This window comes from Lichenicoccus sp. (assembly GCF_965277665.1).
Lineage (GTDB): Bacteria > Pseudomonadota > Alphaproteobacteria > Acetobacterales > Acetobacteraceae > Lichenicoccus.
The window spans coordinates 3,721,446-3,735,866 of sequence record NZ_OZ255835.1 but is presented as its reverse complement, the minus strand read 5'-3'; the positions used below and the strand labels follow the sequence as shown (position 1 = coordinate 3,735,866).

Annotated in this window: 16 protein-coding genes; 6 read left to right on the top strand and 10 right to left on the bottom strand. The window is 67.2% G+C overall.

Annotation, left to right across the window (positions count from 1 at the left end):
* Positions 1–22 precede the first annotated feature (22 nt).
* From ACQY4O_RS17500 to ACQY4O_RS17475, 6 genes are read left to right on the top strand one after another with little or no spacing between them, the layout of a single operon-like run.
* Entirely contained in the window at positions 23–1,093 is a 1,071-nt protein-coding gene (locus ACQY4O_RS17500) for an NAD-dependent epimerase/dehydratase family protein (RefSeq protein ID WP_428377632.1), read from the top strand.
* Positions 1,090–2,319, top strand: a complete 1,230-nt coding sequence (locus tag ACQY4O_RS17495; RefSeq protein ID WP_428377631.1) for a class I SAM-dependent methyltransferase — start codon at positions 1,090–1,092, stop codon at positions 2,317–2,319. Before ACQY4O_RS17500 ends, ACQY4O_RS17495 begins: the two co-directional genes overlap by 4 nt.
* A gap of 18 nt (positions 2,320–2,337) precedes the next feature.
* Complete coding sequence (locus ACQY4O_RS17490; protein WP_428377630.1) at positions 2,338–3,552, top strand: class I SAM-dependent methyltransferase; 1,215 nt, start codon at positions 2,338–2,340, stop codon at positions 3,550–3,552.
* 14 nt (positions 3,553–3,566) lie between these two features.
* Positions 3,567–4,466 (top strand): 2OG-Fe(II) oxygenase, encoded by a 900-nt coding sequence (locus tag ACQY4O_RS17485; protein WP_428377629.1) that lies wholly within the window; start codon positions 3,567–3,569, stop codon positions 4,464–4,466.
* 42 nt (positions 4,467–4,508) lie between these two features.
* Entirely contained in the window at positions 4,509–6,110 is a 1,602-nt protein-coding gene (locus tag ACQY4O_RS17480) for a hypothetical protein (RefSeq protein WP_428377628.1), read from the top strand.
* Between the two features lie 14 nt (positions 6,111–6,124).
* Positions 6,125–6,763, top strand: coding sequence for a phosphatase PAP2 family protein (locus tag ACQY4O_RS17475; protein WP_428377626.1), 639 nt, complete (start codon positions 6,125–6,127; stop codon positions 6,761–6,763).
* 73 nt (positions 6,764–6,836) lie between these two features.
* Here ACQY4O_RS17475 and ACQY4O_RS17470 read toward each other — a convergent pair whose 3' ends face one another.
* The 10 genes from ACQY4O_RS17470 to ACQY4O_RS17425 all read right to left on the bottom strand — a co-directional run bounded on the left by ACQY4O_RS17470 (position 6,837) and on the right by ACQY4O_RS17425 (position 14,385).
* Positions 6,837–7,451, bottom strand: coding sequence for a hypothetical protein (locus ACQY4O_RS17470; protein ID WP_428377624.1), 615 nt, complete (start codon positions 7,449–7,451; stop codon positions 6,837–6,839).
* Positions 7,448–7,951, bottom strand: a complete 504-nt coding sequence (locus ACQY4O_RS17465; RefSeq protein WP_428377623.1) for a hypothetical protein — start codon at positions 7,949–7,951, stop codon at positions 7,448–7,450. Before ACQY4O_RS17465 ends, ACQY4O_RS17470 begins: the two co-directional genes overlap by 4 nt.
* A gap of 339 nt (positions 7,952–8,290) precedes the next feature.
* Positions 8,291–8,827: a hypothetical protein gene (locus ACQY4O_RS17460; protein ID WP_428377622.1), complete on the bottom strand. Its 537-nt coding sequence runs from the start codon at positions 8,825–8,827 to the stop codon at positions 8,291–8,293.
* A gap of 13 nt (positions 8,828–8,840) precedes the next feature.
* A complete protein-coding gene (bla, locus tag ACQY4O_RS17455; RefSeq protein WP_428377621.1) occupies positions 8,841–9,707 on the bottom strand; it encodes a class A beta-lactamase in 867 nt (288 codons plus the stop codon).
* A 12-nt stretch (positions 9,708–9,719) separates the two neighbouring features.
* The gene (locus ACQY4O_RS17450) at positions 9,720–11,375 is read right to left on the bottom strand and encodes an ArnT family glycosyltransferase (protein WP_428377620.1); all 1,656 of its coding nucleotides are present in this window, start codon (positions 11,373–11,375) and stop codon (positions 9,720–9,722) included.
* A gap of 64 nt (positions 11,376–11,439) precedes the next feature.
* Positions 11,440–12,186, bottom strand: a complete 747-nt coding sequence (locus ACQY4O_RS17445; RefSeq protein WP_428377619.1) for a glycosyltransferase family 2 protein — start codon at positions 12,184–12,186, stop codon at positions 11,440–11,442.
* Positions 12,183–12,680, bottom strand: coding sequence for a F0F1 ATP synthase subunit B (locus tag ACQY4O_RS17440; RefSeq protein ID WP_428378235.1), 498 nt, complete (start codon positions 12,678–12,680; stop codon positions 12,183–12,185). The genes ACQY4O_RS17445 and ACQY4O_RS17440 overlap by 4 nt, the downstream gene beginning before the upstream one ends.
* 30 nt (positions 12,681–12,710) lie before the next feature.
* Entirely contained in the window at positions 12,711–13,322 is a 612-nt protein-coding gene (locus ACQY4O_RS17435; RefSeq protein ID WP_428377618.1) for a hypothetical protein, read from the bottom strand.
* Positions 13,323–13,338: 16 nt separating this feature from the next.
* Complete coding sequence (locus ACQY4O_RS17430) at positions 13,339–13,563, bottom strand: ATP synthase subunit C family protein (RefSeq protein WP_321984806.1); 225 nt, start codon at positions 13,561–13,563, stop codon at positions 13,339–13,341.
* Positions 13,564–13,632: 69 nt separating this feature from the next.
* Positions 13,633–14,385, bottom strand: coding sequence for a F0F1 ATP synthase subunit A (locus ACQY4O_RS17425; protein WP_428377617.1), 753 nt, complete (start codon positions 14,383–14,385; stop codon positions 13,633–13,635).
* Positions 14,386–14,421: the final 36 nt, after the last annotated feature.

The following is a 14,421-nucleotide window of genomic DNA, read 5'->3' as shown; positions in this document are numbered from 1 at the left end:
TCGCGAATTTGAGGGGCGTGTCATGAAGGTTCTTGTTACCGGCCATCGCGGCTATATCGGCTGCGCGCTGGTGCCGCTGCTGCAGCAGGCCGGCCACGAGGTCGTGGGCCTGGACAGCGATCTCTACCGCCGCTGCACCTTCTCGGGGGCGATGGCGGATGTCGTGTCCATCGACCGCGACATCCGCGACGTGGTGGCCGCCGATCTCGCGGGCGGCTACGACGCCGTGCTGCACCTCGCGGGGCTCTCCAACGACCCGCTCGGCAACCTCGATCCGGACCTCACGATCGCGATCAACCACGAGGCGACGGTCAAGCTGGGCCGCCTCGCGCGCGACGCCGGCATCCCGCGCTTCGTGTTCTCGTCCTCGTGCAGCCTGTACGGTGCCGCCGGCGACAACTTCGTCGACGAGACCGCCGAGGCGAACCCGGTGACGCCGTACGGCGCCGCCAAGATCATGTCGGAGCTGGCCCTCACCGAGCTCGCCACCGACGATTTCAGCCCGACCTTCCTGCGCAACGCCACCGCCTACGGCTTCTCGCAGCGGGTGCGCTTCGATCTCGTGGTCAACAACCTGACCGCCTGGGCGCTGACCACCGGTCGCGTGCTGATGAAGAGCGACGGCACGCCGTGGCGGCCGATCGTGCATATCGAGGACATCTCGCGTGCCTTCCTGTCGGTGATGCAAGCGCCGCGCGAGGTCGTCCACCTGCAGGCGTTCAATGTCGGCCGCAACGACGAGAACTACCGGATCAGCGAGATCGCGGACGCGGTGCGCGAGCTGGTGCCCGGCTGCCGGATCGATTTCGAGGCGGGTGCCGGCCCGGATGCGCGCTGCTACCGGGTCGATTGCAGCAAGATCGTCCGCATGGTGCCGGCATTCCAGCCGCAATGGACGATGCGCGCCGGCATCGTGCAGCTGCGCGACGCCTACATCGCGGCCGGCCTGCAGCAGGAATGGTTCGAGGGGCCGAAGTTCAGCCGCATCGCCCACCTGCGCTCGCTGCTGGCCGAGCACGATCTCGACGCCAAGCTGCGCTGGTCGGATGCCGCCCACGCGCACCGCGAGCAGGCCGAGAGGATCCCGGCATGATCACCCGTATCAAGGGCTGCCTGTCCTGCGGCTGCGAGGACCTGCACGAGATCATGTCGTTCGGCGAGACGGCGCTCGCCGACCGGCTGATGAGCGAGAAGCAGCTTGCCGAGCCCGAGCCCAGGGCGCCGCTGGAGCTGGTGTTCTGCCCGCGCTGCGCGCTGGTGCAGATCCGGCATACGGTCGATCCGGAAGTGCTGTTCTGCAACGACTATCCGTATTTCTCATCGGTCTCGCCGATGCTGATGCGGCATTTCCGCGGCAGCGCCGAGGAGATCATCGCGTCAAGGCATCTCGGGCCGGACAGCCTCGTGGTCGAGGCGGCCAGCAATGACGGCTACATGCTCAAGCCGTTCATGGAGGCCGGCATCAAGGTGCTCGGTATCGATCCGGCCGACGGTCCGGCGGCGGCGGCAACCTCGGCCGGCGTGCGGACGCTGAACACCTTCTTCAGCCTCGAACTGGCCGAGAGGCTCGCCGGCGAAGGCGTTGCCGCCGATGTGTTCCTGGCCAACAACGTGCTGGCGCATGTGCCGAACCTCAACGAGTTCGTCACCGGTATCCGCACGCTGCTCAAGCCGGATGGCATCGCGGTGATCGAATGCCCGTACCTGCTCGACCTGATCGAGCACAACGAGTTCGACACGATCTATCACCAGCATCTCTGCTACTACTCGGCGACCGCGCTCGATGCGCTGTTCCGGCGCAACGGGCTGTTCCTGAACGACGTGCGCCACCTCGCCATCCATGGCGGCTCGCTGCGCCTGTTCGTCGGTAGAGGCGAGAATGTCGGCTCGGCGGTGACCGAAATGCTGGAAGCCGAGCGTCATGCCGGCGTCAGCACGTTCGCCTACTATGAAAATTTTGCCGGCAAGGTGCGCGAACTGCGCGAGCGACTGGTGGGCATCCTGGCCGACATCAAGGCGAGCGGCAAGCGCATCGTCGGCTACGGGGCGGCCGCCAAGGCCAACACGCTGATGGCGTATTGCGGCATCGGGCCTGACCAGCTCGACTATCTGGTCGACCTGAACCCGAACAAGCATGGCCGCTTCTACAGCGGCAACCACCTGCCGATCTATCCGCCGAGCAAGCTGGCCGAGAACCCGCCCGACTACCTGCTGATCCTGGCCTGGAACTTTGCCGCCGAGATCATGCAGCAGCAGCAGGCCTTCCGTGATGCGGGCGGCAAGTTCATCGTGCCGGTACCCGATCCGGTTATCCTCTGAGACAGCGAAGCGCGAACCATGAGCAACCCCACCTGCCCCTGCTGCGGCCACCTTGCGAGCGAGCCGCTGTACGAGGTCCACAACGTGCCGGTGCACAGCGTCACCGTGCTGCGCACGCCCCAGGACGCCCGCGCCATCACCACCGGCGAGATCGCTCTTTCGCTCTGCGGGCATTGCGGCTTCGTCTTCAACTCGGCGTTCGACGGCGCCAAGCAGGACTACTTCCACGACTATGTCTCGACGCAGGCGATGTCGCCGGTGTTCAACAGCTTCCACAGGCGCCTGGCCCAGGACCTGATCGACCGGCACGACCTGCATGGGCGCCACGTCGTCGAGATCGGCTGCGGCCAGGGCGAGTTCCTCGAACTGCTCTGCACGCTTGCCGGCAACAACGGCACGGGCTTCGATCCCGCCTACGAGCCGGGGCGGACGCTGCCGGAAGGCGTGCGGATCATCAAGGACGTGTATTCGAAGCGTCATGCCGAAGCGGCCGGCGATTTCATCGCCTGCAAGATGACGCTGGAGCATATCGGTGCTGTCGGCGACTTCGTGGTCGGCGTGCGCGAGGCGGCCGGTGACGATGCGAAGCGCATCGTATTCTTCCAGGTGCCGGATGCCGGCCACGTCCTGGCCGAGAACGGCTTCTGGGACGTGTACTACGAACACTGCTCGTATTTCTTTGCCAGCACGCTGGGCACCCTGTTCACCCGCGCCGGCTTCACCGTGACCAAGCTGCGCTCGGACTATGACGGGCAATATCTGATGGTCGAGGGGCATCCGGCGCCGAACACGCAAGAGGCGGGTGCCCCGCCGGGTGACGCGGCGCCGCCGCCCGCGGATGTGGCGCGCACCATCGCCGAGGTGCGCCGCTTTGCGCGCGAGGTGCCGCAGATCCTCGCCGACTGGTCGCACGACCTCAAGCGGCACAAGGCGGAAGGCAAGCGGACCGTCCTGTGGGGCGGCGGCTCCAAGGCGGTCGCTTTCCTCACCACGCTCGGCGTGACCGACGAGATCGAGGCGGCGGTGGATATCAATCCCGAGAAGCATGGCAGCTTCCTCGCCGTGACCGCGCATCCGGTGATCGGCCCGGAACAGCTGCGCGGCCAGGCGATCGACCGTGTCATTGTCATGAACCCGATCTATTGTGACGAGATCGCCGCACACCTTCGCACCCTCGGTGTCAGCGCCGAACTGGTACCGGTGACGGCCGTGCTGGCGCGGCTGGCAGCCTGACAGGAGCATCCGCCATGACTGTGAGCCTCGCATCTTCCCCCACCGCCTCCCAGGCGGCTGCGCCGCAAATCACCGCGACGCAGTCCTTCGACACGGTCGTCGAGCGCATGATCCCGATCGACCGGCTGATGGCGGCCCGCGACGAGCTGCGCGCGCAGTTCCAGGCCGGCAAGCCGTACCCGCACGTGGTGATCGACAATTTCTTCGACCCCGAGATCCTGCGCCGCATCACCGCTGAGTTCCCGAGCCAGGGCGGCCGCGACTGGATCAAGTACGACACCGAGAACGAGATCAAGCAGACCTCGCGCGGCATCGCCGACCTGTCGCTGTTCACGCAGGCCTTCTTCCTGCAGATCTGCGCCGAGCCGATGATGGATTTCCTGCGCTATGTCACCGGCCATGCCGACCTGGTGCCGGACCCGCTGTTCCACGGCGGCGGCCTGCATGAGAGCCCGCGCGGCGGCTGGCTGAACGTGCATGTGGACTGGACCCAGCATCCGGTGCTGCCGCTGGCCCGGCGGCTGAACCTGATCATCTACCTGAACGAAGGCTGGGACCCGGCCTGGGGCGGCGCGCTCGACCTCGTCGACCACGTCACCAAGCAGCCGGGCGCCAGCGTGGCGCCGATCTTCAACCGCGCGGTGATCTTCGAGACCAACGACGAGACGCTGCACGGCTTCCCGGACCCGATGACCTGCCCGGTCGATGTGACCCGCAAGTCGGTGTCGCTGTTCTACTGGAGTCCCGACCCGGAGGCGATCAAGAAGGCCAGCTTCATCACCTTCCTGCCCGGCAAGAAGCATACCCGCCTGAAGGCGCTGGCGCGCTCGTTCGTGCCGCCGATCACCTACGTGGCACGCGACAAGCTGGCGGCCCTGGTGCGCAGCAGGCTGCGCCGACGCAAGACCGCCTGATCCGCCAGGATCGCGGCACGCACAAAACCCGGGACGGTCGGAATGACGCAGCGTACCTATCTCATTTCGCTCGGCCTGCTCGTGCTGGCGGCGCTGGCGGCGCAGCTCGGGCTGTTCGGCGTCGGCCTGTACCGGATCACCTCGGACGAGAGTGCGAGGATCCTGACCGCCTGGCACATGGCGTGGTCGAACGCGCTGGAGCCGTTCCTCTGGCCGCCGTTCTACAAACTGTTCGTCGGTTCGGCACTGCGGATCGATCCGGACATCTTCATCACCCCGCGGGCGCTGGTGTGCGCAACCGGTCTGCTGTGCCTGCTCGCCCTGGCGAGGCTGGCCACCGCCCTGTTCGAGGATCACAGGATCAGCCTGATCGCGGCGGCGCTGGCTGTGCTGGCGCCGCAGCGGCTGATCTTCAGCGTCGTGCCGCTGTCGGACATCTACTACTTCCTGTTCGTCATCACCGCCGCCGCCTGTACCGCCGACTGGCTGCGCACCGACCGCCCCCGGTCGCTGCTGCTGGGGTGCGGCTGCATCCTGCTGGCGGAATCCGTGCGCTTCGAGAGCGGCCTGTTCGCCGGCTTTCTGGAACTGCTGCTGCTGTACCGGACCTGCATCCGACGCGACCTGCGGTTTTCGACACTGGTCGCCGCCTCGGTCGTGCTGTTCATCTTCCCGGCCTTCTGGGCGGCGAACTCCTATGTCTGGTACGGCTCGCTGAACAATCTCGGCGTGGTGACCCAGCAGTTCGTCGGCATGTTCGGGCACGACTACATCCAGGCGCTGAAATGGGCGCCGCTGCGCTGGTTCATCCAGGACACCATCTGGAACCCGCTGACCGTCGGCGGCGTGCTCGTCGTGCTCTGGCTGTCCCTGCGCGAGCGCGTGGTGCGGCTCTGGGCGCTGGTGTTCCTGCTGCCGCTGCTGGTGTTCAGCGTAACCACCGTGGTCAGCCTGAGCACCCCGACGGCGGCCACATGGCGGACCAGCGGCGTCTGGACCCTGATGATGCTGCCGTTCGATGCCGTCGCCGCCTACAGGATCGGCCAGTATCTGGCGCGTTCGGCGCGCCTGCCACGCGCGGCCCTCGCCGGGCTGCTGATCCTCGCGATGATACCCAACGGCATACGCAGCCTCTGGTACGCCCGAGACGGGCTCTACAACAACGAGACCCGCCTCACCCACCAGGAGCGCGCGCTGGACCGCTTCGTCGACAAGAAGCTCGCCCACACCAAGGCAGGCGAAGCGCTGATCGACAGCTCCACCAACCTCGACTACATGGACGTGCTCGCCTTTGCGAAGCACCCGGACCGGCTGCTGCTGACCGGCGGCGGCGATCCGGTGCGGATCGGCTTCTACGAGCCGATGCGGCAAACCTATGCCGGCAAGCCGGAGGCGGATTTCTACCTCAAGGACCGCTTCGGCCTCGACCATGGCGGCGACCTGCGGACGCTGAACGCGTACCATGTCAGCCTGATCGTGGTCCGCAACCCGGCCTTCATCGCGGCGCTGGACGCGAGCCCGCTCGCAACCCGGGTGCGCTCGTTCAACGACTGGACCGTGTTTGCGGTCAGCCCGACCGTGTCATCGCAGCCCTGGCACGGCGCCGTGCTCAGGAGCCCGCCCCAGGCGCCGCACGCGGGCTGACCATGCGACCGGACATGACGACGGCCCGGGACCGCCGCACCCGGGTCCGCTTGCCCCCGCTGACCGGCACCCCCCTGGCAAGCTGGGGCGCCTGGATGGTGCTCGGCCTGGTCCTGGTCTGGGTCAGCGGCCACGCCCTCGATCACCGCGTCGCCCGCTATGTCCACGAGCGGCTGGCCTTCTCGCGCAATGCGCGACGCCTGGTGCACATCCCGGAGCTGGTCATCCTGGCGGGTCTGGTGGGCGTGGTCGCACTCGGCGCGTGGTCGGCGCTGGTCGGCAGGCTGCGCGGCGTCTGGCGGCAGTTGCTGCTGGCCTCGATCAGCGTCTGCATCGCGATGGCGCTGACCGACGCGCTGAAGATCTGGTTCGGCCGCATTCCGCCGCTGCGCTGGTATGACCAGCAATGGCGGAATTTCTATGCCTACCTGCCCGGCTCGTTCCCGTCCGGCCACATGACCGCGCTGAGCGCGGTCGTTCCGATCCTGTGGCAGGTCTCGCGCTGGGTCGTCCTGGTCCTGGTGATCGCGGGGGCCGCCGGATGCTACGGCCTGATCCGGATGCAGGGGCATTTCATCTCCGACCTGTTCGGCGGCATGATGGTCGGGGGCACCGTCGGCTATGCGGTGCTGTGCGCGGACCGACGCAGTTGACTACCTCGAATATCCTCTGATGAAACGTCTGCGCGCGCGAGGGTGGTCTCGATCTGCAAGGCTGAGCCGGCCATCACGGCTCAGCCTTCAGACCTTGGGTGAGAGCGTCACAGGCCGCTTTCGGGCGATGGTGGTTTTCATCACCATCGACGCATAGATTGTTCGCATTTCGCCGGAACACATCATTGGCAGCATCCTTGGGCAAGGCCGCGATAAGATCCTGCGTGCAATGCCCATGATCGCGAAGGTCCATGTCCACGCCGGTGATCAGCACCTCCACAGGAACGAGCATCTCGTAGATGCCCGGTCCGACCCGCACGTGCGAGAGGAGCTTTGCACCTGCTGCACAGACCGGTGCGAATAGCTCGGGATGTCTGAGCAGCAAGCGATCCAGGCGTCGCCCGGCAATCCGCGGGCGGTTCCCCAGGTAGAGGCTAGCCATACCATTGGCTTCGCCATTTTCGAATATCTCGATGTCGGCCAGTTCATGGATGACGATGATGGCTTTACAGGATGCCGTCTGGCAGTGCGTGGCGAGTGCATGGGCGGCGGCCGATGCCACTTCATCCGTCGAGGGCAGCGTATCGTCCGGGTTCCAGTCGTGCGCCGAAGCTGCGGCTGCCGTCGCCGCGGCCATACCGTTGTAACACAGCGCCACCGCGCAGAACACGGCGAGAAGCTTTTTCATGACCGGTAAAACTTGAAGTCTTTGTCCTGAACGCCCGGAATGCGAATGAAGGAGTATCCCTGAACCCATCCCGGACGGTGGTTCCGAATTAGCCGCCCGTTTTTTGCCATTACGCCGGGAACGCTTTCCAGTCCCCCGCGCACGTCGGCATTAGAAGAAGGTCTTTCCCCCTCTTTGGCCATGGATTTCGGTGAGTAGAAGTAGGTGGCATCCTGGCTGATATCGATTGCGGCGCCACTGAGAATTCGTTCGGCGAGGTGGAGCGTTGTGAGCGTCGTCATATGGCTGTGGGAGTAGTTGCCGTTGGCCCAGACCTGCGACACCCGCGTGATTTGGCCGCGCGTCATGCGATTTACTACAGTCCAACCAACCATGGCCTGCGCGGTCTCATTTTCGCCACCGGCTTCGGAGACGATGATACGGGCAAGATCGTTGAGATTCTCCTGCGCAAGCTGATCGTCGGTTTGGGTGGCATTTTCCTCACTCGAGAAAATCGACATCAGGAGGCTCGACTTTCCATGCAGGCGCAGAGCGCGCCGGTGGCGTTCTCGGCCGCCGACGGCGTTCGACCCGGAACAGCATATGGCATCGGGACCGCCTCCGTTGACCATGTTCTCGCCATGTTACGACGTCCCAAGGCTCGAGCGGGGCTTGAAGGTGCTGCACGGTCGGGTCTAAGTGCCTGCCGGTCGGGTAGGAGACGCTTGTCGGCCAGCCGACCGGTTGTGCCGAGGTGGAGGCCAGCAACTGCATTTCATCTCGGACCTGTTCGGTGGGATGATGGTTGGGGACACCGTCAGCTGCGCGGTGCTATGCGCGGACCGGCGGACATGATCGCCTCATGCCCTTTGCTCGCCGAGTCCTTCTGACAGATAGAACCGGGCGAGTTCGCGCGCCGTACCCAGTCTGATCTTCGGCAGGCTGCTGCGGTCGAACATCTCGGCGTAGCGCCTGCGGTTCTTGCGGGTCGTCCCCACGATATGGCTGACCATCGCCCATTTCACGCTGTCACTGCCGCCTTCGAGACCACCGGGACGTTCAGCGTCGAACCATGACCGGCGCAGGTAGCGGAACAGGCTCACGGCGACGGGCGTATCCAGCAGAATGAACCCCGTCGCCCGTGCCAGGCGCTGCGGCAGGCACCGCGAATAATTGCCATCCATCACCCAGCTCGCGCCCAGGATTGCCTTATCGTGCAGGGCGATGAACTCCTCGTCCGGCCGGGGCCGCCAGTTCGTGTTCGGCCGATGATAAAGCTGGTCCAGGTGGATCGCTGGCAGGCCGCGAGCCCGCGCTATCGCGGTCGCGAGAGTGGACTTGCCGCTGTTCGATGGCCCCATGATGCAGATGCGCCGCCCGAGTCCATCGAGGGTCACGGTCCGTGTCGCCTCAGGCTGTGCCGGACAGGTGGATCCCGACGAAGCGGCCGATCCCCGCGAAAGCGGTTTTGAGCTGCCCGGGTGTGGGCGATCCACCCCGCGTATAGACCGCAACAACGATCGGGACGTCGGCTCTGGGCCAGGCGACGGCAATATCACCGGCCGCATCGCGGCCGTTATTGCCCGTCTTGTCTCCGATCAGCCAATTTGCGGGCAAACCGGCGCGCAGCCGGTTGCCACCAGTCTGGCACCCGATCAACCACCCGGTCAGAGCCCGTCGCGACCGGTTTGACAGGACGTCTTCAAAGACGAGGCGGCGCAGGGTGCGCGCCATCGCAGCCGGTGTCGTCGTGTCCCGGGTATCATCGAGCGACCGGAAGTTCAGGGCGAGTTCGGTGTCGTCCAGCCGGGTGACGCCATCTCCGATCCGGCGCCAGAACGCCGTCAAAGCCGCCGGGCCACCGATGCGCGACAGGAGCAGAGTGGCGCAGGTGTTGTCGCTCTGCTCGACCGCCGCCTTGCACATCTCGCCCACCGACAGCCATCCCTTCGCCAGGTTCGCTTGAGCGACGGGAGCGTGCCAGTCGCGCATGTTGGCTTTGCCATAATGGATCGCCCGCTCGAGACCGTCGCAGCCACGATCGACGTGCAACAGCACGCAGGCTGCAAGCGACGCCTTGAAGGTGCTGCACATGACAAAGCGCTCATCGGCCCTCCAGCCCAGTTGCCTGCCCGTCCGGAGGTTTTCCGCATAGAAGCCGATATGGCCTCCGCTCTTTCGCTCATACTCTGCAACCGGCGGGAGCGGGACTTCCCGAGCCAGGGCCGGTAATGCCAGGAACAACACAGGCCCGTACAGAACATCCCTTCTTCGCATCGTCTGTGTCCATCACTGCCGCGTCTTGAACAAGGCGAGGTCGAGATGCCTGCCGGTCGAGTAGTTGACGCCGTCGAGCCGGCCGAGCTGTCGCGCCGCAATCCCGTCCGCCGCCAACCTCGCCTGGAAGGCCGCCGCGTCGCGTGATCCGACCAGCGCCATCGCGCAGCGCGGGTCCCGTTCGAGCAGGTCGGCCGCCGGTGCCGGACCGATCAGGCGTGTCGACGGACCGACCAGGAACACCAGGCTCGGCTCGCTGAACGAGGTGGAAGCCAGCACGCTGTCCGGACACGGCCTGACCTCGGCCACCATGGCCGCAATGCGCGGGCTCAGCCAGATCGTGCGCAGGCTGGGCAGCACGATGATGAACAGGCTGGCATAGGTCGCGAGGGCGGCAGCGGCGACGAAGCCCAGCGCCCGGCGCGGCGCGCGGAGCGGCCAGAGCAGCCAGGCTGAAGCCAGCACCAGGGCGATCGCCAGTACCGACACGAAGCTCGCCACCGGCGAGACCACATGCTGCAGGCGCCAGAGCAGCACCGGCCCGGCGGCCGCGATGCCGACGCCCACCACGAGCCAGACCAGGCCATACGCCGCGAGCAGGAGGCGTCCCGCGATCCGGCGCGGCGGCGACCATCCCTCGGGGGCAACCAGCGCCGCCGCGGCGAGGATGGCGATCGCCGGATAGGCCGGCAGCACGTAGTGCGGCAGCTTGGTGGCGACGAGCTCGAACACCACCCAGTGCGGAATGATCCAGCACAGCAGGAACCGCACCGGATCCTGCCGGCGCCGCAACCAGGCGAACGGAATGGCGCAGGCGGCGAACAGCGAGCCCGGCCAGAAGGCGATCGCGAACACCAGCAGGTGGTAGCCGGGCGGCAATCCGTGCGCCTGCTGGCCGGACGCCACCTTGCCGAGGAAGTTGGTGCCGACCGCCTTGCCGAAGAACGTGCCGTGGCTGACCAGCGAGATCGCGATGCACCAGGGCAGCACGATGGCCAGCATCAGCGGCACCCCCCAGGCCGGGCGCAGGCGCTTCCACCAGCTCGCATCGCGCTCGCTCAGCGCGAGTGCGATCGGCGTGCCGAAACCGGGGATCAGCGCCACCGGCCCTTTGAGCATCAGACCGAAGCCGAGCGCTCCCCAGTACAGCGCCGCCACCCAGGCCGGTGCGGGCCGGGGTTCGCGCCGCCCGCTCCAGGCCCGCAGCAGCGCGAACTCGGCGAGCAGGATGCTCAGCAGCAGCGTGCTGTCGATCGTGGCCATGCGGCCCTCGGCCGTCATCAGCACCGAGACCGCCAGCAGCAGCGCCGCGAACAGGCCGGCCTCGGTGCCGAACAGGCTGGCGCCGATCGACGCGGTCAGCAGCGAGGATCCCACCACGGCGACCAGCGAGGGGATGCGCCAGCCCCAGACCTGGCGATGCTGCAATGTCCCGGTGGCTGCCACCGTGGCCGCCTCGAGCCAGTAGATGCCGGCCGGCTGCAGGTAGCGCGGCTGGTCCTGGAACCGCACATCGATATAGTTGCCCGACTGCAGCATCTGGGCCGACGCTTCCATGTAGCGCGGCTCGTCGCGATCGAGCGGCGGCAGCGAGGCGCGGCCGGGCAGGAAGATCGCCAGCGTGAAGGCGGCCAGCAGGGCGTAGTGGCGGGCGGTCAGGGAAGGCAAGGGCTTTGCCCTTGACCCACTGGGGCCGGAGGCCCCAGACCCCGATTCCTTGACGCCCCTGGCCTTACGCCTCGGTGACACGCTTCGGACGCACCGTGCGCTTCTGCAGCCAGATCACCCCGATCATGTCGCGCAGCCCGACCAGGGCACGGTTCCAGTTGGTGTATTTCGACTGCCCGTGCAGCCGCGCGCGATGCCGGACCGAATAGCACAGCAGCGGATGGCCGTAGGTGCCGAGCAGGGCCGGCAGGAACCGGTGCAGCCCCTCGAACTGCGGCAGGCGCAGGAAGGCGTCGCGCTCGAATAGCTTCATCGGCGCGCCGGTGTCCGGGCAGCCATCCTGCAGCAGGCGGCGGCGCAGGCCGTTGGCGAACCTGGTCGCAAGGCGTCGGGACAAGGTGTCGTTGCGCTTGAGCCGGACGCCCACCACCAGAGGTGCCGCGCCGTTGGCGCCCTCGGCGAGGGCGAGCATCGGCGCGATCTCGCGCGGGTCGTCCTGGCCGTCGCCGTCGATGGTGGCGACCCAGCGGGCGCGCGCCGCGTGGATGCCGGTATGCAGGGCCGCCGACTTGCCGCAGCAGCGGTCGTGGCTGAGCACGCGCAGTTCCGGCAGCACGTCGCGGCAGGCGACCAGTTCGCGGAGCGTCGCATCGGTGCTGCCGTCATCGACGAAGATCACCTCGAACGGCCGCAGCTCCTGCAGTGCCGACGCGATCTCGCTGATGACCGGGCGGATGTTCTCCGCCTCGTTGAGCACCGCCGCCACGATAGTGATGCGCAGCGGCGTGTGCTCCTGGCGCGGCTCGCTCACGCCGCCCTGCGGCCCGCGAGCGAGGCCGGGAGGGCCGCGATGGCGCGGTCGACCAGGGCTGCGTCGCCTTCCGGCGTGAGGATCTCGGCGATCACGGCACGGGCCGCCTCGCTGGCGATGTCGGCGGCGCGGGCGCGCACTTCGTCGATCGCGGCCCGCTCGGCCGCATGGATGCGGTCCTGCGCCATCCGTTCGCGCCGCCTGGCCGATGCATCGGCATCCTGGCGGGCCTGCTCGGCGATCCGGGTCGCCTCCTGCCGCGAGCGCTCGACCAGGGCCGCCGCCTCGGCCAGGGCCGCCTCGCGCTCACGCTGCGCATCGGCGAGCATCTGCTCGGCCTCGCGCTTCAGCCGGGCCGCCTCGTCCAGGTCCTGGCGCACCTGGGCCGCGCGGTCGTCCAGGATCGCCAGCAACGGCCGCGCGATCCGGCGACCAAGCAGGACAAAGAACAGCACGAAGGCAACGCTGTACCAGAACAGGGGCTCATGCAGCAGCGTGTTGAACATGTGCGGTCCTATCGCCGGTCAGGCCGTGCGGCCGGCAAGCGCTGCGTCCACACGCATCTCCACCAGTCCGCGCCTGGCAGGCTGGCCGGTGACACGCTCGACCAGCAGCAGGGCGGTATCGGCGGCGACCACGCGCATGGCGCCCATGGCGCGCGTCCGCTCCTGCGCAAGCTGCGCCTCGGCGGCGGCGATCTCCGCCTCGAGCCGGTCGTTCATCTCGCGGGTGCGCAAGGCTGCCGCCTCGCGGGCGTCGTTCAGCACGCGGTCGATGTTGGCCTGGGCTTCGGCGGCCGCGCGGCGTCGCGCGCGGCGCAGATCGTCGATCGCGCGGTCGGCGCCGTTCTTGGCCGAGCGTGCCGCCTCGAGATCACCCTCGATGCGGCTGCGGCGGGCGTCGAGCACCGAGGCCACGCGCGGCAAGGCCGAACGGCTCAGCACCAGGTAGAGCAGCAGGAAGATCACAGCCCCCCACACCACCTGCCAGATGGTCAGCGGATTGCGGAAATCGAGCTGCGGCATGCCCGCGGCGCGGGCCGAAGACGCGGTCACCGCCAGCAAGGCGCCCACCGCCAGCAGCGGCGCGGTCGTGCTGGCCGCCAGGCGCCGGTTCACGCCAGTCGCACCGCGCATCGAGCGTCTCTCCGGATCAGCCGAACAGGACGAGGAAGGCGATCAGCAGCGCATAGAGGGCGACCGCTTCCGTCAGCGCGAAGCCCAGGATGCCGATGCCGAACACATGCGGGCGGGCCGCCGGGTTGCGCGCGATCGAGGTTACCAGGGCCGCGAAGATGTTGCCGATGCCAACGCCGACGCCGGCGAGCGCGATGACGGCGAGGCCTGCGCCGATATCCTTGGCAGCTGCGAGATCCATGGGAATGTCCTTGTATCGTTCGGGATTGGGTATCGTTCGGGATTGGAAGAAGGTCTGGTACGCGCCGCGTCAGTGCGCCGTGGCCTCGCGCAGGTAGATGCAGGTCAGGATCGCGAACACGTAGGCCTGCAGCGCGCCGACCAGCAGCTCGAGCGCCATCAGGGCCATGTTGACGACGAGCGGCGCCACCCCGAGCGCCGGGCCGATGAGATGCAGCCCGCCCAGCATGATGGTGAAGGCGGCGAACATCTCGAACATGACGTGGCCCGCGACCATGTTGGCGAACAGTCGGATGGAGAGGCTGACCGGGCGCGACAGGAACGTCAGGATCTCGATCGGAACCAGCAGCGGCGCCATCGCGATCGGCGCACCGTCGGGCATGAAGTTGCCGAAGAACTTCATGCCCTGGCCCACCAGCGCCACGATGAGCGCCACGCAGAACACCATGAGCGCCAGCGCCGCGGTGACGGCGATGTGGCTGGTGTAGGTGAAGCTGCCGGGGATCAGGCCGACATAGTTGCCGACCAGGATGAAGAAGAACAGCGTGAAGATGAAGGGGAAGAAGCGCGTGCCGGAATGGCCGATCTGATCCGACGCCATGTCGTGGATGAATTCGTAGGCGAGTTCGGCGGCGGCCTGGAAACGCCCCGGGACGACGGCACGCGGCCGCATGCCGATATAGAGAAACAGCAGGATCAGCACCGAACTCAGCAGCATGTACAGGACCGACTGGCTCAGATGCAGTTGGGCGCCGAGCGGCCCCAGCACCGGGTGCAGCTCGAACTGCCCGAGTGCGTCGATCTTGTTGTCTGCGGCCGCCACCCTCGTCTTCCCCCAGCTCCGGTCCCACGGCCGGGA

Bases quoted from the DNA above. Each gene is read 5' to 3' on its own strand.
- ACQY4O_RS17485 (WP_428377629.1), top strand. From the start codon at position 3,567: ATGACTGTGAGCCTCGCATCTTCCCCCACCGCCTCCCAGGCGGCTGCG.
- bla (WP_428377621.1), bottom strand. From the start codon at position 9,707: ATGCGAAGAAGGGATGTTCTGTACGGGCCTGTGTTGTTCCTGGCATTA.
- ACQY4O_RS17490 (WP_428377630.1), top strand. From the start codon at position 2,338: ATGAGCAACCCCACCTGCCCCTGCTGCGGCCACCTTGCGAGCGAGCCG.
- ACQY4O_RS17495 (WP_428377631.1), top strand. From the start codon at position 1,090: ATGATCACCCGTATCAAGGGCTGCCTGTCCTGCGGCTGCGAGGACCTG.
- ACQY4O_RS17465 (WP_428377623.1), bottom strand. From the start codon at position 7,951: ATGTCGATTTTCTCGAGTGAGGAAAATGCCACCCAAACCGACGATCAG.
- ACQY4O_RS17475 (WP_428377626.1), top strand. From the start codon at position 6,125: ATGACGACGGCCCGGGACCGCCGCACCCGGGTCCGCTTGCCCCCGCTG.
- ACQY4O_RS17480 (WP_428377628.1), top strand. From the start codon at position 4,509: ATGACGCAGCGTACCTATCTCATTTCGCTCGGCCTGCTCGTGCTGGCG.
- ACQY4O_RS17500 (WP_428377632.1), top strand. From the start codon at position 23: ATGAAGGTTCTTGTTACCGGCCATCGCGGCTATATCGGCTGCGCGCTG.
- ACQY4O_RS17430 (WP_321984806.1), bottom strand. From the start codon at position 13,563: ATGGATCTCGCAGCTGCCAAGGATATCGGCGCAGGCCTCGCCGTCATC.
- ACQY4O_RS17470 (WP_428377624.1), bottom strand. From the start codon at position 7,451: ATGAAAAAGCTTCTCGCCGTGTTCTGCGCGGTGGCGCTGTGTTACAAC.
- ACQY4O_RS17435 (WP_428377618.1), bottom strand. From the start codon at position 13,322: ATGCGCGGTGCGACTGGCGTGAACCGGCGCCTGGCGGCCAGCACGACC.